Genomic DNA, 19,137 nt, shown 5'->3' on the forward strand with positions numbered 1-19,137 from the left:
GAACCCACCCGCGCCCCCATGACCTGTACCGTTGATCTTTTTGCCGCCAACCCGCTGATGGTGCTGTTCATCACGGTCGGCCTCGGCTATTTCGTCGGCAAGGCGCGGGTCGGGCCGATCCAGCTTGGCGGCGTGTGCGGCACGCTGATCGTCGCATTGTTCATGGGCCAGACCGGCTGCCAGATGCATGGCGAACTGAAGGACATGGCCTTTGCGCTGTTTATCTTCGCCATGGGCTATTCCGGCGGGCCGCAGTTCTTCGCCAACCTGAATCGATCGACCCTGCGCTACATGGTCTTGCCGCTGGTCGAGGCCGTGGTGGTGCTGGCGATTGCGCTGGCCGCGGCGGCGTACCTGGGCTTTGACCCCGGCACCGCCGCCGGGCTGGCGGCCGGCGCCGCGACCGAATCGGCGGTGGTGGGCACCGCCGCCGAAGCGCTCAAGCACCTGGGCCTGGATGCCGCCACCGTGGGCCGCTACGAGGCCAATATCGCCACCGCGTACACGCTGACCTACCTGGTCGGGCTGATCAGCATCGTCTTCTTCACCAGCCAGATCGCGCCGGCACTGCTGGGCATCGACCTGCGCAAGGCCTCGCGCGAGGTCGCGGCCCGCATGGAGGCAGCGTCCGACGAAGACGTTGCCACCCAGCCGGCGCTGCCGCGGCTGACCGGGCGCGCCTTTTCGGTCCAACAGGCGGCGGGCATGACTGTCAGCCAGTTGCAGCACCAGGTGGGCGGGCGCGCGTCGGTGGTCAAGGTGTTGCGGGGTGGCGCCAGCATCGAACTCGGCGATGACGACACCGTGCAGGCCGGCGATATCGTGGCCATGGTCGGCATCCGCAGCAACCTGCTCAAGGCCGCCACGCTGATCGGGCCCGAAGTGCTGCTGCCCGAGGCGCATACCGATGCGATCCAGCTGGTGGAAAAGCGGGTGGTGGTCAACAAGCCCAAAGTCAACGGCAAGACCCTCGGCGAACTGGCGCGCCTGGCCGGGCCGCGGCGGCTGCGCGAGGTCTGGATCCTGGAAGTGCGGCGCTCTGGCCTGTCGCTGCCGATCACGCGCTCGACGCCGCTGCAGCTGGGCGACGTGATCACCGTCGTCGGCCTGGAGCCCTCGCTGACCGAGGCCATCGGCGGCATCGGCGTCGAGGCCAGGGTTTCCGATGTGACCGACCTGGTGTTCCTGTGCGCGGGCATCCTGGCGGGCCTGCTGGTGGGCACGCTGAGCGTGCAGCTGGGGGGCATGCACATTTCGCTGGGCAGCGGCGGCGGGGCGCTGCTGAGCGGCCTCGTCTTCGGCTGGCTCCAGTCCAGGAAGCCGTCGCTGGGCAGTTTTCCGGGATCCGCGGTGCAGATCCTGAAGGACCTCGGCCTGGCGGTGTTCGTCGCCTGCGTCGGGCTGTCCGCCGGGCCGGATGCGATCGCGCTGATCCGCGAGCATGGCGCGGTGCTGCCGCTGGTCGGGCTGGCGGTATCGCTGGGACCGGCGTGCCTGTCGTTGTGGATCGGGCACAAGCTGCTCAAGATCGAGGGCCCGCTGCTGGTCGGCGCGATTGCCGGGCAGCATGTCAGCACCCCGGCGATCAGCGCGATCCTGGCGGCCAGCCAGAGTTCGGTGCCGCTGCTGGGCTACACCATCACCTATGCCATCGCCAACGTGCTGCTGCCGGTGCTGGGGCCGATCATCATCTCGCTGGCCTACCGCTTCGCCTGAGGACCCGAGCGCCACCCGATGGCCGGGGCGCCGGCAGGTGCCTCGCGGACCATTTCTTTGCCGTTCGCGCCGCCCCGTCCTACAACTGAAGTGTGGGGCGGAGGGCACCGCGCCGCACCCGCAAACGACAAGGAGGAGCAATATGTGCCGCTGGCTGGCTTACTCGGGCAGATCCGTCGCATTGGAGACGGTGCTGTTCCAGCCGGAACACTCGCTGATCGACCAGAGCCTGAATTCGCGGCTCGGCCATACCACCACCAACGGCGACGGCTTCGGCGTCGGCTGGTACGGGCGCCACGCCGAGGTGCCGTTCCGCTACCGCTGCCTGCACCCGGCGTGGAGCGACACCAACCTGCGCGAGACCGCCAGGGCGGTGCGCGCGCCGCTGTTCGTCGCGCATGTGCGCGCGGCCACCGGCACGCCGACGCAGGAAACCAACTGCCATCCGTTCCGCTTCGGCCGCTGGCTGTTCGTCCACAATGGCCTGATCCGCGAGTATCCGCTGGTGCGGCGCGACCTGATGCTGGCGGTCGCGCCGCACCTGTTCCGCTGGATCGAGGGCTCGACCGATTCCGAGGTGATGTTCTTCCTGGCGCTGACCTTCGGCCTGGAGCGCGACCCGGTCGGCGCGCTGGAGCAGATGGCCGGGCTGATCGAGGAGGTCGGCCAGCGCCACGACGTGCAGTTTCCGCTCAACATGACGGTCTGCGTGACCGACGGCCGGCAGGTCGTGTCGGTGCGCTATTCGAGCGAAAACAACTCGCGTTCGCTGTTCCACAGCACCTCGTTCCGGCAGTTGCGCGAGCTCTATCCGGACGACCCGCGCATCGCCGCCGCGGGCGACGACGCCTTCCTGGTGTTGTCCGAGCCGCTGATCGACGTGCAGGGCGTGTGGGAAGAGATTCCCGAGGGCACCATCGTGGTGGCGCGCGGCGGCGAGATCGACCGCCACCGCTTCGTGCCGCGCCGGCCGAGCCAGCCGGCCTTGCATGCGGCGCCGGGCAATGCGACGGCCGGGGAGTGATGCCGCGGGTGTCTCACGGCCATGCCAGTGCCGCGGCAGCGTACAGCAGCAGCGCCACCAGCACCACCACGGTAAAGCCGGCGTGGATCGCCAGCAGCGTGGCCAGCACCGCCGCCACCACCGAGGCGCAGGCATTGATGCCCCAGGCCCACGGCACCAGCGTGGCGTCGCGCGCGGCGACGCTGGCCAGGCCGAGCGGGAACGGCATGCCCATCACGAAGGCCAGCGGCGCGATCAGCGCCACCGCAATGCCGATCCGGGCGGGGTCCGGCAAGGCGATCAGCAGCCTGAACACCGGCGGCAGCGCCGCCAGGTAGACCAGCGACGCGGCACAGATGCCGCCGATCGCCAGCGCCGCCTGGCGCCGGCCGCGCCCGGGCAGGCGCGGGGCATAGCGGCTGCCCAGCCCGGCAAAGCACAGGAACGCGCACAGCACCACCGCGACGGCATAGAGCGGGTGGCTCAGGAACAGGATGAATTTCTGGATAAAGGCGATCTCGACGAACATGAAGCCCAGCCCGACCGCGGCGAAGTAGCAGCCGGTGCGCCATGCCGGCAGCGTGGGCGCGGCTGCGGGCGGGCCCACGCGCGCCGCGCGCCGGCGCAGCACCCGCAGCGGCACCCCGATCAGCAGCAGCGCAGCGACCGTGGCCTGCAGCAGCGTCGCCACCAGCACCGGATAGCCCCAGTCCAGCAACGGCAGCCCGCCCTGCGCCTTCAGCGCGACAAGCTCCGGCAGCGTGCGCCACTTGAAGAAGTGGAAGAAGTAGGGCCGGTCGTCGGTAGCGGGCCGCACGTCGAACTTGTAGCGGGACAGGAAGCGTTCGCGCTCGGGGCCGAGCAGGGCCTGCGCGGCATTGTAGAAGTCGGGCTGGTCGAGCACGTTGTAGCGGTTGGCCGTGCCGGGCCGGATGCCGGGATGGTATTCGACGTCGAACGAACGGGTGCGGCTGAAGCGGAGCAGCGCGTCGATGTCGGCGGCAGTGAAGTCGCCGTTCTTCACCAGCAGCGTGGCGGTCTTCCAGCCGCGCACCAGCACCAGCCGGCGCGAGGCGTCGGGCACCCCCGCGCGCGCCATCGCCGCCACCGCGGTGGCGAACAGTTTCGGGATGTCGCGCGGCGGCAGCGACACCCAGCGCGTGATCGCCAGCACGCCGCCGGGCTGCAGGTGGAGCAGGTATTCCGCGAACGCTTCCACGGTGTAGAGGTAGCTTTCCGAGAGCGCATACAGGCCCGCCGACGAGGTGCTGAAGGAATCCAGCAGCGCCACCTGGATCAGGTCGTAGCGCCGGTGGCTGGCCGCCAGGAATCCGCGCGCCTCGCCGACATGCACCTGCACGCCGGTCGCGCTGTACGGCTGGCCCGAGAACGCGCCGAAGCGGTCCTGCACCAGCCCGATCACCTGCGCGTTCAACTCCACCGCATCGACCGTGCTGGCGCCGTGGTAAAGCGCCTGCAGCACGTCGGCGCCGGCACCGCTGCCCAGCACCAGCACGCGCGGCGCCAGCAGCAGGTGATACGGCAGCGCCGAGGTCAGGTCGCCGAGGTAGCCCAGCGCCTCGCGCCGGCCGTCGTAGCGGTTGAGCGCGCTGAGGCCGTCGCCGTCGGTCAGCACGGCGAGTTGCGGCGGCGGTTCGGCGGTGGCATTCAGGCTCAGTCCGGGCGCGTGGCGCAGCGGGATCGACGGGCTCTCGACCACCGTGACCAGGCCGAGCGGGCTGGAGCGCTGCGCCACCACGCGCGCGCCGCCGATGCGCAGCAGCTGGCTCAGCTCCTTGTACTCCGACGGCCGCAGCGCCATCCAGCCGCCGGGCATGACGGCCGGCAGCGCGGCCGCCGCGAGCAGCAGCGCTGGCAGCCAGCGCCGGTGCCAGCGGCATTCGATGCAGGCCAGCGCCGCGGCGGCCATGCCGGCCATGCTGACCAGGCGCAGCGCATCGACCGGGTCGAGCACGAACAGCGCGGCGATGATGCCCAGGCAGCCCAGCCCGGCACCGAGGATATCGAAGCTGTAGAGGCGGGGCACCTGCAGGGGGAAGCGGGCGAAACTCAGGCAGATACTGGTCGCCGCGCACAGGAAGGGCACGAACAGCAGCAGGTAGATCGCCACCAGGCGCAGCGGCTGCGACGGCTCCCACAGGATTTCCAGCGGGTTGAAGCCGACCCGCTGGGCCAGCCCGAAACAGGCCATGGCGCTGACGCCGAACAGCAGCGCGCCGCCGGCAAAGACCGGCACGAAATGCCGCAGCAGCGCGGGCTGCGCCAGCGCCACCAGCGCCCCCGCCGCGCCGTAGCCGAGCAGCGCGACGCTGATCATCATGTAGGCGAAGTGATGCCACAGGATGATCGAAAGCAGCCGCATCAGCAGGATTTCATAGCCGAGCGCGGCGGCGGAGAGCAGGGCCAAGGCAAACAGCGGCGGGCGTGGCATCGCGTTCATCGCGCAGGCCGGCCAGCGCCGCGCCTCAGTGCTTGCCAACCAGCGGCACGAAGCGGACCGGCAGGATCTGCCGGGTGCTGACCGCGCCGTCCGCGGCTTTTTCGACCAGCAGCAGGTATTGCGTCAGGAACTGCGCGCCCACCGGGATCACCATGCGCCCGCCGGGCTTGAGCTGGCGGATCAGCGGCGGCGGCACGTGGCTGGCCGCCGCGGTGACGATGATGGCGTCATAGGGGGCATGCTCGTCCCAGCCGTAGTAGCCGTCGCCGACCTTGCACGCCACCTGCCGGTAGGCCAGCCGCTGCAGGCGCTCGCAGGCCTGGCGCCCGAGCGGTTCGATGATCTCGATGGTGTAGACCGCGCGCGCCAGCTTGCTCAGCACCGCGGCCTGGTAGCCGGAGCCGGTGCCGATCTCGAGCACGGTGTCGCCCGGCTGGACCCGCAGCAGGTCGGTCATCAGCGCAACGATATACGGCTGCGAAATGGTCTGGCCATGGCCGATCGGCAGCGGCCGGTTCTCGTAGGCGTGCGGTTTCTGCGGGTCCGGCACGAACTCATGCCGCGGCACCTGGCCCATCACGGCCATGACGCCCGGGGCGATGCCGTGGCTGCGGTTCGGCACGCCGGCGCCCGCGTCGATCGCCGCGATCTCGCTGACCATCTCCGCGCGCTGCTTCAGCCGGTCGTCGTCGGCCGCGCGGCACAGCCCGGCCGCTGCCATGGCGGCAACGGCAATGGCGAGAAAGGCGATCGGGGGATGGCTGGCGGACGGCTGCACGATGGGACTCCAGGGAGCCTACCGTCATCGTAGGTCATCGGCTGCGCCGGCGCCGGCAAGTGGCAATCCAGGCGCTTGCCGCTGCCCGGCCTGCGTGGCTATCCTGCGATCAGCTTGAGGCCGGCCGGCAGCGCCTCGCCGAACACCCGTCCTTCGTCCGCGGCATCCAGTTCCACCACCTCGCGCACCATGGCAATCCAGCCCGGCGGCGCGTTGGCGGCTTCCAGCCGGCGCACCACGCTCGCGCGCAGCTCGTCCGGCAGGTCGCGGGTGCGGTCGCCGGTCATGCGCGCGATCTGCACCGCGGCGAATGCGGCCGGCTCGACCTTTTTCCAGTCGAGCGCCAGGATGGCGTCCAGCCACTGGCTGGCGGTCTCGGCCGGCACCACGCTGTGCGCGCTGCCATAGAAGGGCATGCGCGCGCCGATGCGGCCCACCGCCCACCAGCCCTGGTTGTTCTCGGACGGCTTGCGCAGCCGGGTCAGCAGCCAGTCGGCCAGTTCGATCTTGGCGTCGGCGGGCAGGCGCTCGAGCGAGCCGGCCAGCCGCACCATGTCGGCATAGCCGCCGCGGGTGGGCCCGGCGGGCTTCTTGAAGCGGCCGCTGCCGGGCGGCTGCAGGTAGAAGGCCATGTCTTCCAGCAGGCGCAGCTGCGCGCTTTCATCCAGCCCGCCGGCGGCGCGCCGCCACAGCGTCCACCATTCCGACCAGTTCTGGCTTTCGTTCACATACTGGATGCCCTGGTCATACTGCGACCACAGTTGCGCGACGCGCCATTCGTCGAGCGGGTAGCCGAAGCCGGGGCGCACGCAATAGCCGGCCAGGTTCAGCCACAGGCGTTCATGGTCGGCCGTGCGGCGCCGGCGCCTGGCGCGCTCCCACAAGGCGCCGAACAGCTCGCGCAGCAGCGCGCTGTCCCATTGCTCGCGCGCACCCAGGATCTGCTCCAACTGCGCGCGCAGGCGCTTGACTTCCTTCGGCCCGACTTCCTGCGAGCGCGCGCCGAAGGTGCGGTCGATCAGTTCCAGGGCCTGCGGCAGCGACGGGTGAGCCGTTGGCGCGGGGGACGGCTGCGCCGTGTCGTTGCCGCGCAGCTGGAACTCCAGGCGCCAGCGCTGAGCGGCGTCCCCGGTGTCGATGCAGTGGACCTCGAGCGTGCCGACCTCGGTCAGCGCGGTGGTGATCTGCACCGGTGTTTCGCGCGGGCCGCCGGTGCCGCGCGTCGGCACCACGGTGGCGATCGGCGGCAGGCGCACGAAGTCGCCGCCGGACAGGTCGGTCAGCGCGCCAGGCTGGTAGGGCGTCTCGGCCACCGAAGACACCAGGTGGAACTGCACCGGATGGCCCAGCCGCAGCGCGAAGGTGCGGTCGCTGAGATGGATCTCGTGGCCTTCCTCGGTGCCGCGCGGCAGCAGGCAGATCCCTTGCTGGCCCGCGGCGCCATCGTCCAGCACCAGGAAATAGCTGCGCGCCGAGCCGCCGCCGATGCGCGGCGCCTGGCCGGCGCGGGCGCGCGCATACGCGACCGCGCCGCGCGCCACGGCAATGTCGGGATCGGCGTTGTGCAGCACCTGCAGCGGCGCGCCGCGCCAGCCGCCCAGCGTCTGGGCGATGCGGTCGGCCAGTGCCTGCGCGCGGAACACGCCGCCGTTGAGCAGCAGGGTGTCGGGCACCGGCAGCGCATCGTCCGGTGCGTCCTCCATCTCGAGCGCGGCGCGTGCCTGCGCGGCATGCTGGCCGAGGAAGGCGGCGACATGGCGGGTCACGGCGGGATCGGCCGCATAGGGCAGGCCGAACTCGACGATGGCGCCGCGCGCGCGCCGCGGCCGTTCGCTGGCGGGCACGTTGGGGAAGAAGCCGTCGACCACCAGCTGTTCGACTTCCTGCCGCGTCACCTGCACCGAGCGCGCACCGCCGACCAGCCGGGCGCCCGCGCCCAGCAGCGTCACGGTGACGGCATCGGGCGCATCCGCGCCCAGCAGCTGTTCCTTGGCGGCGCGGCAGCGCGCCACCAGCTGCGACAGGCTCGCGGCCGACAGTCGTGGCTGCGCCGGCTCGCCGTGGCCCAGGCGCGCTTCGACCTGGTGCGCCAGCCCCAGGTCCATGTTGTCGCCGCCGAGCATCAGGTGGTTGCCCACGCCAATACGGGTCAGCCGCGGCTGCCCGTCCTGCATCGACACGCGGATCAGCGTAAGGTCGGTGGTGCCGCCGCCGACGTCGCAGATCAGCACCAGCCGGGTTTGCGCAAGGTCCTGCTCCAGCGTGTGGCGATGGTGGAACAGCCAGTCGTAGAGCGCGGCCTGCGGCTCTTCCAGCAGGCGCAGCGCGGGCAGCCCGGCAAGGCGCGCGGCTTCCAGCGTCAGCGCACGCGCGCCCTCGTCGAACGAGGCCGGCACGGTGAGCACCACGTCCTGCTGTTCCAGCGGCGCGTCGGGGAAGCGGTGGTTCCAGGCCGCGCAGACATAGCCGAGATAGCTCGCGCTGGCGACCACCGGCGAGATCTTGTCGAGATCCTCCTCGCCGCCCCAGGGCAGGATCGGCGCGGTGCGGTCGACCGAGGCATGCGACAGCCAGCTCTTGGCGCTGGCCACCAGCCGGCCCGGCACCTGCGCGCCCAGCGTCGCCGCCAGGCGGCCGAACACGGTGCGGCGCGCGGCCGCGCTGGCCGTCGATTGCCAGGGCAGCTGCAGGTCGTCGCCATTGAGCTCGCCCGGCGCCGCGTGGTAGCGCACCGACGGCAGCAGCGGGCGGGCCGCGACCTCGCCCGGCGCGACCAGCTGGTCGATATCGAACACGCGGATATCGTCCGAGCCGGCCCGGGCATAGGCCACCACGGTGTTGCTGGTGCCCAGGTCGATGCCGACGACGTATTGCTTCATCGACTGCTTCATCGACTGCTTCGTCGCCGCTGCCGCGGCTTCAGGCATCGGCGTTGCCGCGCACGTCGAATTGCACCTTCCAGCGTTCGCCGCTGGCGCGCGGCACGGCCTCGAGTTCCAGCGTGCCGGCCTCGGTCACGCGCGCATGCAGCCTGACCGGCACCACGTCGCCGGCGGTACGGCCTTCGGCGGGCAGCGTCGCCTGGATTTCTTCCAGTTCCTGCAGTTCCTCCGGCCCCCAGTAGTCCAGCAGCGTGCCGACCTGGTCCTGGCGCCGCACCGACGAGCCGAAGAAGCGGAAGTGCACCGGCTCACCAACCACCAGGCCGAATTCCTGCGGCGGCAGCTCGGCGTCGGTGCCTTCTTCCATGCCGAACGGGGCCACGCACAGCGCCTGGATCGGCGGCTCGAAGCCGGGCACGGCCGGCATCGACGATTCCACCGCGACGTAGTACGCGCGCGCGGTGCCGCCGCGGATGCGCACGCCCTTGCCGCGCCGCACATAGCCGTAATAGGCGGCGCCGCGTGCCACCGCCAGGTCCAGCTCGGCGCCGTCGAGCAGCCGCGCCGGCGCCGCGCCCTCGGCAGCGAGCCAGCCGTTGAGCGTCTGCAGGATGCGCTCGACCAGCAGGCCCGACTTGAACACGCCGCCGTTGAACAGCACGGCGGTGGGGCGCAGGAAGGTGGCGCCTTCGGGCTGCGCGGCCTGCAGGCCTTCGATCTCGGCCAGTGCGCCGGCCTGCCGGCCCAGGAATGCCGCCAGGTGGCGCGTGATGGCCGCGTCCTGCGCATAGGGCAGGCCCAGCTGGGTCAGGCCGGCGCGGGCCCGGCTGACGGGGCGCGCCGACGCGTCGACCTGCGGGAAGAACCCTTCCAGGATGGTCTGGGTCAGTTCGGCGCGGGTCAGTTCGGTGCGGATCGAGCCGCCGATCAGCCTGGCGCCGCGGCTGGGCACGACCAGCGGCACGGTCTCGGTGGCGGGGTCGGTCAGCAGCGTTTCCTTGGCGGCGCGGCAGGCATAGGTCAGCGCGCGCAGTTGCCACGGATCGGCCTGCGTGCCCTGCGCCGCGAGCTTGCGCGCGACCACGTGCGCCAGCGCCAGGTCCATGTTGTCGCCGCCGAGCAGGATATGGTCGCCGACCGCGATGCGATGCAGCTCCAGGTTGCCGTCGCGCTCGATCACGGCAATCAGCGACAGGTCGGTGGTGCCGCCGCCGACGTCGACCACCAGGATGATGTCGCCCACCTTGACCTGCTTGCGCCACTGGCCGGCGCTCTTCTGGATCCAGCTGTAGAGCGCGGCCTGCGGTTCCTCGAGCAGCGTCATGCGGCCATAGCCGGCCGCCGCCGCGGCCTCGGCGGTCAGTTCGCGCGCGGCGGGATCGAATGACGCCGGGATCGTCACGGTGATGTCCTGCTCGCCGAACGGTGCCTCGGGGTGCGCCTGGTCCCACGCTTCGCGCAGGTGCGTCAGGTAGCGCACCGATGCCTCCAGCGGGGACACGCGCGGCACTTCGGGCGGCGCGTCGGCCGGCAGGATCGCCGCGCGGCGGTCGACGCCGGGATGGCACAGCCAGCTCTTGGCGCTCGACACCAGCCGGATCGGCGTGCCCGCGCCGCGGCTGCGCGCCATCTCGCCCACTGCGAAATCGCGCGTGGCGTTCCACGGCAGGTTCAGGTCGCCGGGCGCGAGTTCGCTGGCGTGCGGCAGGTACAGGAACGAGGGCAGCAGGTCGAGCTCGTCGACCGCCCCGGGCGCGGTCAGCTGCGTGATCGGCAGCACGCGCTGGCTGGTCTTCTCGCCATCGCTGGCGGCCAGGTCGACGTAGGAGACCGCGCTGTGCGTGGTGCCCAGGTCGATGCCGATGGCATAGCGCGCCTCGCTCATAGCTCGACCTCGGCGGGAGCGATCACGCTGGCGTCATGGCGTTCGGCCAGGCGCGGCAGGCGCACGTCCTCGACCTTCCAGCCGCGATGGCTGATGGCGCCATGGAAAGGCGCGCTGCCGACCACGTTGCCGGTCAGGCGGATCGCGCTGGCGTCGAAGCCGTCGGCCAGCGTCACGCGGCTGCCCTCGGCTTCCTCGCGCACCGGCCGGATGGTGAAATGCTCGCGCAGCACCGCGCGGCAGCCATCGTGCACCAGGCGGGCGGCGGCGCCGATCTCGGCATCGGCATAGCGCGTGATGTCTTCCTCGACGAAGTCGACGAAGCGGGCGTCGCGCTGCAGCAGTCCGAGCAACTGCAGCGCGGCCACGGGGCTGGCTTCCTTCAATGCGGGCGCAGGTTCGGCAACCGGCGCCGGTGTCGGTGCCGGCACGGGGGCTGCCTGCGCAACCGGGCCGCCCTCGCGCAGCCGCTTGATGCCGGCCGCCAGTTCGCGGTTGCCCAGGATGGCGAAGAAGGTGCCCATGGCAAGCGACAGCCTGCCAAAGAAAGAGAGGTTCGAGTCAGGCATGGATAGCACTCCTCTGTGCGCGGAGGCGGCGGGGCCGCTCAGGCGTCGCGCAGATAGGTGATCAACTGGTCCGCGCGGCTGGGGTGCCGCAGCTTCTTCATCGCCTTGCTTTCGATCTGGCGGATCCGCTCGCGCGTGACATCGAACTGCTTGCCGACTTCCTCCAGCGTGTAGTCGGTCGACATGTCGATGCCGAAGCGCATGCGCAGCACCTTGGCTTCGCGCGGCGACAGTTCATCCAGCATCTCGCGCACCACCGCGCGCAGGCCGGCCTGCAGGGCGGCGTCGGCGGGCGTGGCGGTGTCCGAGTCGGCGATCATGTCGCCCAGGCTGGTGTCGCCGTCCTCGCCCACCGGGGTCTCCATCGACACCGGCTCCTTGGCGATCTTCATGATCGAGCGGACCTTGTCCTCGGTCATGTCCAGGCGCTCGGCTAGCACCGCCGGATCGGGTTCCTTGCCGGTCTGCTGCATGATCTCGCGCGACAGGCGGTTGAGCTTGTTGATCTGCTCGATCATATGCACCGGCACGCGGATGGTGCGGGCCTGGTCGGCGATCGCGCGCGTGACGGCCTGGCGCACCCACCAGGTGGCGTAGGTCGAGAATTTCCAGCCGCGGCGGTATTCGAACTTGTCGACCGCCTTCATCAGGCCGATATTGCCTTCCTGGATCAGGTCCAGGAACTGCATGCCGCGGTTGGTGTATTTCTTGGCGATCGAGATCACCAGGCGCAGGTTGGCCTGCGTCATCTCGTGCTTGGCCTGGCGCATCTGGCGCTCGGCGGCGAGCATCTTGCGGTTGACGGTCTTCAGCTCGGGCAGCGGCAGCGCGGCGCGCGCCTGGATGTCGATCAGCTTTTGCTGGTGCGCTTGCAGGTCCGGCAGCGCGCGCGCCACCGCGGCGCTGTAGGGGCGCCCTTCGGCGGCCAGGCCCTGGCCCCAGGCCAGGTTGGTTTCATTGCCCGGGAAGCGCGCGACCACGTCCTCGCGCTCCATGCCGCAGCGCTCGACCAGCAGCTGCACCACCTGGCGCTCGATCGCGCGCACCTCGTCGACCATGCCCTGGACATTGGCGCACAGGCGCTCGATGGTGCGGGCGGTAAAGCGGATCGTGCGCAGTTCCTCGCGCACCGCGTCGCGCGCGGCGGCGAAGGCCGGCGCGGCCGCGCGGCCGGCTTCGCTTTCGGCGCGCATGCGCTCGAACTGCTCGGCAACGCGCGCGAAGCGCTTCATGCATTCGTCGCGCAGCCTGGCCAGGTCGGCTTCGGCGCTTTGCTGGCCGCTGCCTTCATCGGCGTCGTCGGCGTCTTCGTCGGTCTCTTCGGCGCTGTCGATGCTGCTGTCGTCGGCGTCGTCCGCAACGGCGGCGGCCGGCTCGGCGATGCTCTCGTCGCTGAGGCCGTCGATCACGTCGTCGATGCCGATCTCGTTGCCGGCAACCTTGGCCGACAGCTCGAGAATCGCGGCGACGGTGAACGGGCAGGCCGAGATCGCATGCACCATGTTGTTCAGGCCGTCCTCGATGCGCTTGGCGATCTCGACTTCCTGCTTGCGCGTCAGCAGCGTGGCCGAGCTCATTTCGCGCATGTACATGCGCACCGGGTCGGTGGTGCGGCCGAACTCGGAATCGACGGTCGCCAGCGCGACCTCGGCTTCCTCTTCGGCCTGCTCGTCGGAGGCCACCACCGGGCCGTCGCTGAGCAGCAGGGTCTCGGCATCCGGGGTCTGCTCGTAGATCTTCACGCCCATCTCGGCGAAGGTGCCGACGATGCTTTCCATCGCGGCCGTATCCGTGAAGTTCTCGGGCAGGTGGTCGCTGATATCCGCGTGCGTCAGGTAGCCGCGCTGCCTGCCAAGCTGGATCAGCGCGCGCAGCTGCTGGCTGCGCGCGGCGGCGTCGGCCGTCGGGTCAGAGGGTGCCGTGGCCGCATTGGCCTGGCCGGTGTCCTTGCCTGCTGCTGCTCGTGTTTTGGCTGCCGTTCGTTGTGCGCCACTTGTCATTGACTGCTGTTTCCTTCGTGCATCGCGTTTCGACGGCAGTGCGCACGAGGGCGCGCGTGATTCCAACCTGCTGTCAAGGCTCGCGTGGGGTTCGGCGGGGGCGGAGGGGATTACCTACGCCGCGGCCGTTTGAATAGGGGCCGCATATTCTACAGCCATTGCTGCGTCGCAGCAGGTCCGGGGCCCGGAATGCGTGGCGGCAAGTCTGCCGGAACGCGGGGTATTTGCAACAGGAAGAGCAGAAAAGCGCGGAAAAAGCCGCTGAAATGGCGCAAATTCCCAGCGCTGCCGGCTCAGCCGCCCGCGTCCGCCCGTGCAAGTGCCGCCTCAGGCATAGTCCAGCGGCAGCGCGGTGGTGTACTTGATCTGCTCCATCGCGAAGCTGGAACTGACATCGGCCAGTTCCGCGCCCTGGATCAGCTTCTTGTAGACGCGGTCGTAGGCGGCGATATCGGGCACGACCACGCGCAGCAGGTAATCGGTGTCGCCGGCCATGCGATAGAACTCGGTCACTTCCGGGATCGACGACACCACCCCGTGGAACTGCTTGAGCCATTTCACGTTGTGCTGGCTGGTGCGGACCGAGACGAAGACGGTGACGCCGGCATTGAGCTTGCCGGCATCGAGCAGCGCCACGCGCTTGCGAATCAGGCCGGCTTCTTCCAGCTTCTGGATGCGGCGCCAGCATGGCGTCGAGCTCAGGCCGACGCGCTCGCCGATCTCCGCCACCGGCAAGGTGGCGTCTTCCTGCAGGATGGCGAGGATCTGTTTGTCGTAGCGGTCCATGGCGCGTGGCGGTCAGTGGAAGAGGGCGCGCCCGCGCCTGGCGCGCAGCGGGGCGGCTAGGCGTCGGCGGGCACCAGCAGGTTCACGCCGGTGGCGATATGGTCGCGGCTGACTCCGTACAGATGCAGGGACACCGCGATCTCGTCGCTGGCGTTGCCGAGCGCATGGATGTGCTGCAGGCCGCCCGGCACGCTGAAGGTATCGCCGGCCGTGCGCGTGACGGTGTTGCAATGATGCGCGTGCCGGCTGGCGGCATCCCACCGGTAGTGCTGCTCGGTCAGCGTGCCGCGCAGCACGCGGTAGGCGCACCAGGTGCGATGGCCATGCACCGGGCTGGCCTGGCCCGGGCGCCAGACCAGCACCATGGCCGAGAAGCGTTCCAGCGGATCGCCATAGACCAGGTGCCGGGTATAGGTGTCGGCCGAGCCTAGCAAGGCGCCTGCCGGCAACGCGGCCAGCAGCGTTTCGGTGTCGGGCAGGTGCTGCGCGAGTTGGCTGGCAACCATGCGCGCGCTGTTGGTGAAGATGTCGGCCAAGTCGAGCGCGAGCCGGTCGAGCGGGGCGCCAGCCGGGCGGGAGGCGGGATGAAGTGAGACAGAAAGGGAGGAGGCGGTCGTCATGGCGGGCTGCGTCGGCTTGTTCTTGTCTATTCATGATAGGGACCGGCGGTAGCACAGGCATGCGATTTGTCCTTCAAGGCATGCTGGAATTGTAATGCCATTCCTGTATTTGGCGTTTTTTTGGAATTTCTTTCTATCAAGGTGCCGTCGGTGCGATAGCGCACGCTGTGGGCCCCGGTGCCGCCTGGTCACGGCGACGACCTAACCGCCCTCGTCCTTGGGCCAGAACGTGATCAGGATATTGGACGGCGCCACGCCGTTGCTGTCGCGCGGCAGCGGGTCCGAGCGCTGCACCGCGCGCAGCACCGCGTTGTCCCAGCCGGCATTGCCGCTGGATTTGGCAAGCCGCGTCGACAGCAGCGAGCCGTCGGGCGCCATGTGCACGGCGACCACCGCCGCCGGATTGCCGGCGACTTCCTCGGTGAAGATGATGTTGGGCTTGACCCGCTGGCGCACGCGCTCGGCATAGCCCGAGGACGGCTTCGCCGAGGATCCCGAACCTGCGCCGGCGTTGGCCGTGGCGCCGGTACCGCCCGCCTGCGCGCGCAGGCGCGCCAGTTCGGCCTGGCGCTCGGCATTGCTGGCCTGGCGCTGCGCTTCCTGGGCCTTGCGCTGCGCTTCCTTGCGCTCCGCTTCGGCGCGGGCCTGGTTTTCACGCTGGCGCGCCTGCTCGGCCTCGCGTTTGGCCTGCCTGGCCTTGCGTTGCTTTTCCTGCAGCGAGATATCGGCCTCTTCTTCCTCGACGGGCGGTGGCGTCGGCGTCGGCTTGACAGCCGGCTCGGGCGTGGTGGCTTCGGGGATAGGCTCCCACAGTTCCGCGGCCACACCGGTGGGCACGGCATTGCGCCAGCGCACGCCGTAGTAGAGCAGGGCCCCCAGCAGCAGGTGCATGAGCAAGGCCAGCAGGAAGCAGGTCAGCGTGCGCCGCTCGCGCACGGGCTGGTAGGGATACGCAACGGTCTGCATGGTGCTTCGATGCGGAAAACCAGGCCATTCCATTCTATGAGGCGCAACCGCATCAACCAAGTGCAGCACGGGCGCAGGCGGCGCCCGCCCGTGTCTCGCCAAAGGCACGGCAAGCCCCCGCAGCCGTCAGCCCCTGGTAAAGATCTCCAGGAAGTGCTTGCTGGGATCCTCGAAATAGATGCGCCGGCCGCCGTCATCGGTATTGACCTCGCCGGGGCGGCGCCGGTACGGGTCGGCCCAGTAAGTGAGCTGGTGTGCGCGGACGCGCGCAAAGCCGTGGTCGAACTCGGCGTCGCTGACCAGGAAGGCGTAGTGCTGCATGGCGATATCGCCTTGCGCGTCCATGAAGTCGAGGGTGACGCCGTTGTCGAGCGCTACGCCGAGGAAGGGCCCGAACGGCTCGGCGGGCGGGCGGCCCAGGACCTCGCACAGGAAGTCCGCGGACACCTGCTTGTCGTGAGAGAAGACGATGGTGTGGTTGAGCTGGACGGCCATGTCGCAATCTCCGGGCTGGGGAACGGCGCCTCCAGCGTACAAGGAATTTGCGCGCCGTGCCCGGCGGTGCGGTCAGGCGCGGTCCAGCTTGCGCAGCGCCGCGCCGACTTCGCCATGGAAGGCGCGCAGCGCCTCCAGCTCGAGATTCGCCGGCTGCAGCGCGGGCCACAGCAGGGCCACCATGTCCGCGGCGGTCTTGTCGATATCGACCTCGCGCTCGCGCGCGATGGCGTGCCACAGGATATGCTCCATCGGCCCCAGGATGGCGGAGCGCAACAGGCTCAGCGGCAGGTCGGCGCGAATCTCGCCATGTTCGCGGCCGCGCGCCAGCAGGTCCATCAGCGGCGCCGTATAGCGGCGCTGCAGCGGCACGAACTCCTGCCCCAGGTCCGGCCCCTTGGCCCGTCCTTCCGACAGCACCAGCGCGCACAGCCCGGTGCCCTGGATCAGGAACAGCTGCAGGTGCGTCTTTACGTAGAACGCCAGCTGCGCCTTGATGCTCTGCTCGCGCGGCATGCCGCGCTCGATGGCGCCGATGATTTCGTCGTACCAGTCCTCGATCACCCGCACGCACAGCTTGCGCTTGCTGTGGAAGTAGGTGAACACCGTGGCCTCGGACACGCCCAGGCGCTGCGCGATCTCGGTGGTGGTGGTCTTTTCGTAGCCCAGTTCGGCGAACACCTCGCGGCTGACGCGCAGGATGTCGCGGATGCGTTGTTCCGCCCGGGCGCCGGACGGGATCCGGCGGGTGGCGGCGTTGTCTTCCATGATGTCGGATCCCGGCAGGCGAAAGCGCGAAAAGATAACCCGTGCCCCGGTGCGGGGCGCGGAACTGCGGCAGCGCGGACCTCGTAGGTGCCGCGCGGCGCGGTGACATCGTACTCCATTTTCAGCAGAAGTTGAGTAAGCCTCAAATTGAAGTTGAATTTTCCGGCCCACCCGTATACCTTTTCGTCATTCCGCTGTGACGAGACCGGAAGTCGAACTAGCATCCGGCAGCACAGCCAGTAGCTTTACGGGGTTAACCCTGATCAGGGCGAATCACCCCGGCGATATTCGTGCCTTTGAGTTTTGCTCAACTCAAGTCGAGACCGACGCGCTTTGGAGACAACGATGACGATGCAGGGCGAGCCGCTTCCCACCATTCTGCCGATCGACGGGCTGTCGCATGTCCGCGGCGACACCAGCATTGCGCTGTCCGAGCAGACCGTATCGGCGCTGCTGGCGCAGACCGTGGCAGCGTTCCCGGAACGCGAGGCGGTGGTGTTTCGCGAGCAGGGCGTGCGCTGGAACTGGCGCGAGTTTGCCGAAGCCATCGATGCGCTGGCGGCCGGGCTGCACGCGCTCGGCCTGGCGCGGGGCGATCGCGTCGGCATCTGGGCGCCGAACCGCGTGGAGTGGCTGGTGACGCAGTTCGCCACTGCCCGGCTGGGCCTGGTGCTGGTCAACATCAATCCGGCGTACCGGCTGGCGGAGCTGGAATACGCGCTGAACAAGGTCGGCGTCAAGGCCATCGTCGCCGCCGAGGCCTTCAAGACCTCGCGCTACCTCGAAATGCTGCAGGCGCTGGCGCCTGAGCTGGCCACCAGCGCAGCGGGCGCGCTGCAGGCCGCGCGGCTGCCGTCGCTGCGCTGGGTGATCCGCATGGGCGAGGGCGAGACTCCCGGCATGATCCGCTACGCGGACGTGATGGCGCGCGGCGCCGGCGTGGCGCGCGCGCAGCTCGACCGCATCACGGCGCAGCTGGACCGCCATGACCCGATCAACGTGCAGTTCACCAGCGGCACCACCGGTGCGCCCAAGGGCGCCACGCTGACGCATCGCAATATCGTCAACAACGCGCGCTTTATCGCCATGGCGATGCGCTTCTCGGAGCAGGACAAGCTCTGCATTCCGGTGCCGTTCTATCACTGCTTCGGCATGGTGCTGTCGGTGCTGGCGTGCGTGTCGACCGGCGCGGCGATGGTGTTCCCGGGCGAGGCCTTCGAGCCCGAGGCCACCATGCGCGCGGTCAGCGAAGAGCGCTGCACCGCGCTGCATGGCGTGCCGACCATGTTTATCGCGCAGCTGGACCATCCGCGCTTTGCCGACTACGACTTCTCTTCGCTGCGCACCGGCATCATGGCCGGTTCGCCGTGCCCGATCGAAACCATGAAGCGCGTGGTGGCGCAGATGCATATGTCCGAGGTGACGATCGCCTACGGCATGACCGAGACCAGCCCGGTGTCGTTCCAGAGCAGCACCACCGATCCGCTCGACAAGCGCACCACCACCGTCGGCCGGGTCCAGCCGCACCTGGAAGTCAAGATCGTCGATGCCAGCGGCGCCACCGTGCCGGTGGGCGAGAAAGGCGAACTGTGCACGCGCGGCTATTCGGTGATGCTCGGCTACTGGGACGACGAGGCCCGCACCGCCGAAGCCATCCGCGACGGCTGGATGCACACCGGCGACCTCGCCACCATCGATGAAGAGGGCTACTGCAATATCGTCGGCCGCGTGAAGGACATGCTGATCCGCGGCGGCGAGAACATCTACCCGCGCGAGATCGAAGAGTTCCTGTTCCGCCATCCGAAGGTGCAGGCGGTGCAGGTGTTCGGCGTGCCCGACCCGAAGTATGGCGAGGAGGTGTGCGCGTGGATCGTGCTCAAGCCGGGCGAGCGCGCCACGGAAGACGAGATCCGCGCGTTCTGCCGCGACCAGATCGCGCATTACAAGATTCCGCGCTATATCCGCTTTGTCGAAGAGATGCCCCTGACCGTGACCGGCAAGGTGCAGAAGTTCGTGATGCGCGACCAGATGGTGCGCGAACTGAAGCTCGATGAATCCCGCACGGCCTGAGCGACAAGCCGTCTACAACCCATCACAACTGCCCGAGGCCCCTATGGCGGCAATTGAAACCAAGCTGAACGCCCGCTCCGAGTCGTTCAGGACCAACGCGCAGGCCATGCAGGCACTGGTTGCCGACCTGCAGGAAAA

At 69.4% G+C, this 19,137-nt stretch carries 14 protein-coding genes; 3 read left to right on the forward strand and 11 right to left on the reverse strand.

Going from position 1 to position 19,137, the window contains the following annotated elements:
- The first annotated feature begins 18 nt into the window (after window positions 1–18).
- The gene (aspT, locus tag CBM2594_RS08540) at window positions 19–1,716 is read left to right on the forward strand and encodes an aspartate-alanine antiporter (protein WP_116356457.1); all 1,698 of its coding nucleotides are present in this window, start codon (window positions 19–21) and stop codon (window positions 1,714–1,716) included.
- Window positions 1,717–1,858: 142 nt separating this feature from the next.
- Window positions 1,859–2,740 (forward strand): class II glutamine amidotransferase, encoded by an 882-nt coding sequence (locus CBM2594_RS08545; RefSeq protein WP_116356458.1) that lies wholly within the window; start codon window positions 1,859–1,861, stop codon window positions 2,738–2,740.
- A 13-nt stretch (window positions 2,741–2,753) separates the two neighbouring features.
- Here CBM2594_RS08545 and CBM2594_RS08550 read toward each other — a convergent pair whose 3' ends face one another.
- The 11 genes from CBM2594_RS08550 to CBM2594_RS08600 all read right to left on the reverse strand — a co-directional run bounded on the left by CBM2594_RS08550 (window position 2,754) and on the right by CBM2594_RS08600 (window position 16,929).
- Entirely contained in the window at window positions 2,754–5,171 is a 2,418-nt protein-coding gene (locus CBM2594_RS08550; RefSeq protein ID WP_116357740.1) for an SAM-dependent methyltransferase, read from the reverse strand.
- Window positions 5,172–5,205: 34 nt separating this feature from the next.
- Window positions 5,206–5,958: a protein-L-isoaspartate(D-aspartate) O-methyltransferase gene (locus CBM2594_RS08555; protein ID WP_232346584.1), complete on the reverse strand. Its 753-nt coding sequence runs from the start codon at window positions 5,956–5,958 to the stop codon at window positions 5,206–5,208.
- A gap of 98 nt (window positions 5,959–6,056) precedes the next feature.
- Entirely contained in the window at window positions 6,057–8,885 is a 2,829-nt protein-coding gene (locus CBM2594_RS08560; RefSeq protein WP_373457572.1) for an Hsp70 family protein, read from the reverse strand.
- Window positions 8,878–10,725: an Hsp70 family protein gene (locus CBM2594_RS08565; protein WP_116356459.1), complete on the reverse strand. Its 1,848-nt coding sequence runs from the start codon at window positions 10,723–10,725 to the stop codon at window positions 8,878–8,880. The genes CBM2594_RS08560 and CBM2594_RS08565 overlap by 8 nt, the downstream gene beginning before the upstream one ends.
- Entirely contained in the window at window positions 10,722–11,294 is a 573-nt protein-coding gene (locus CBM2594_RS08570; RefSeq protein WP_116356460.1) for a DUF2760 domain-containing protein, read from the reverse strand. Before CBM2594_RS08570 ends, CBM2594_RS08565 begins: the two co-directional genes overlap by 4 nt.
- A gap of 38 nt (window positions 11,295–11,332) precedes the next feature.
- The gene (gene rpoD / locus CBM2594_RS08575; RefSeq protein ID WP_116356461.1) at window positions 11,333–13,294 is read right to left on the reverse strand and encodes an RNA polymerase sigma factor RpoD; all 1,962 of its coding nucleotides are present in this window, start codon (window positions 13,292–13,294) and stop codon (window positions 11,333–11,335) included.
- 327 nt (window positions 13,295–13,621) lie between these two features.
- Window positions 13,622–14,080: an Lrp/AsnC family transcriptional regulator gene (locus CBM2594_RS08580; RefSeq protein ID WP_116356462.1), complete on the reverse strand. Its 459-nt coding sequence runs from the start codon at window positions 14,078–14,080 to the stop codon at window positions 13,622–13,624.
- 56 nt (window positions 14,081–14,136) lie between these two features.
- Complete coding sequence (locus CBM2594_RS08585; RefSeq protein WP_116356463.1) at window positions 14,137–14,700, reverse strand: cysteine dioxygenase family protein; 564 nt, start codon at window positions 14,698–14,700, stop codon at window positions 14,137–14,139.
- A 201-nt stretch (window positions 14,701–14,901) separates the two neighbouring features.
- On the reverse strand, window positions 14,902–15,666 hold the full coding sequence (gene tolA / locus CBM2594_RS08590; RefSeq protein WP_116356464.1) for a cell envelope integrity protein TolA: 765 nt from the start codon (window positions 15,664–15,666) through the stop codon (window positions 14,902–14,904).
- Window positions 15,667–15,792: 126 nt separating this feature from the next.
- On the reverse strand, window positions 15,793–16,161 hold the full coding sequence (locus CBM2594_RS08595) for a VOC family protein (RefSeq protein ID WP_116356465.1): 369 nt from the start codon (window positions 16,159–16,161) through the stop codon (window positions 15,793–15,795).
- A 72-nt stretch (window positions 16,162–16,233) separates the two neighbouring features.
- A complete protein-coding gene (locus CBM2594_RS08600; protein WP_116356466.1) occupies window positions 16,234–16,929 on the reverse strand; it encodes a TetR/AcrR family transcriptional regulator in 696 nt (231 codons plus the stop codon).
- Window positions 16,930–17,274: 345 nt separating this feature from the next.
- Here CBM2594_RS08600 and CBM2594_RS08605 point away from each other — a divergent pair, with 345 nt between their 5' ends.
- Window positions 17,275–18,999, forward strand: coding sequence for an AMP-binding protein (locus CBM2594_RS08605; RefSeq protein ID WP_116356467.1), 1,725 nt, complete (start codon window positions 17,275–17,277; stop codon window positions 18,997–18,999).
- Window positions 19,000–19,137 lie beyond the last annotated feature (138 nt).

Source organism: Cupriavidus taiwanensis (assembly GCF_900249755.1).
Classification (GTDB): Bacteria; Pseudomonadota; Gammaproteobacteria; order Burkholderiales; family Burkholderiaceae; genus Cupriavidus; species Cupriavidus taiwanensis_D.

Bases quoted from the DNA above. Each gene is read 5' to 3' on its own strand.
- CBM2594_RS08545 (WP_116356458.1), top strand. From the start codon at position 1,859: ATGTGCCGCTGGCTGGCTTACTCGGGCAGATCCGTCGCATTGGAGACG.
- CBM2594_RS08595 (WP_116356465.1), bottom strand. From the start codon at position 16,161: ATGGCCGTCCAGCTCAACCACACCATCGTCTTCTCTCACGACAAGCAG.
- tolA (WP_116356464.1), bottom strand. From the start codon at position 15,666: ATGCAGACCGTTGCGTATCCCTACCAGCCCGTGCGCGAGCGGCGCACG.
- CBM2594_RS08550 (WP_116357740.1), bottom strand. From the start codon at position 5,171: ATGCCACGCCCGCCGCTGTTTGCCTTGGCCCTGCTCTCCGCCGCCGCG.
- rpoD (WP_116356461.1), bottom strand. From the start codon at position 13,294: ATGACAAGTGGCGCACAACGAACGGCAGCCAAAACACGAGCAGCAGCA.
- CBM2594_RS08570 (WP_116356460.1), bottom strand. From the start codon at position 11,294: ATGCCTGACTCGAACCTCTCTTTCTTTGGCAGGCTGTCGCTTGCCATG.
- CBM2594_RS08600 (WP_116356466.1), bottom strand. From the start codon at position 16,929: ATGGAAGACAACGCCGCCACCCGCCGGATCCCGTCCGGCGCCCGGGCG.
- CBM2594_RS08585 (WP_116356463.1), bottom strand. From the start codon at position 14,700: ATGACGACCGCCTCCTCCCTTTCTGTCTCACTTCATCCCGCCTCCCGC.
- CBM2594_RS08565 (WP_116356459.1), bottom strand. From the start codon at position 10,725: ATGAGCGAGGCGCGCTATGCCATCGGCATCGACCTGGGCACCACGCAC.
- aspT (WP_116356457.1), top strand. From the start codon at position 19: ATGACCTGTACCGTTGATCTTTTTGCCGCCAACCCGCTGATGGTGCTG.
- CBM2594_RS08580 (WP_116356462.1), bottom strand. From the start codon at position 14,080: ATGGACCGCTACGACAAACAGATCCTCGCCATCCTGCAGGAAGACGCC.
- CBM2594_RS08605 (WP_116356467.1), top strand. From the start codon at position 17,275: ATGACGATGCAGGGCGAGCCGCTTCCCACCATTCTGCCGATCGACGGG.
- CBM2594_RS08560 (WP_373457572.1), bottom strand. From the start codon at position 8,885: ATGCCTGAAGCCGCGGCAGCGGCGACGAAGCAGTCGATGAAGCAGTCG.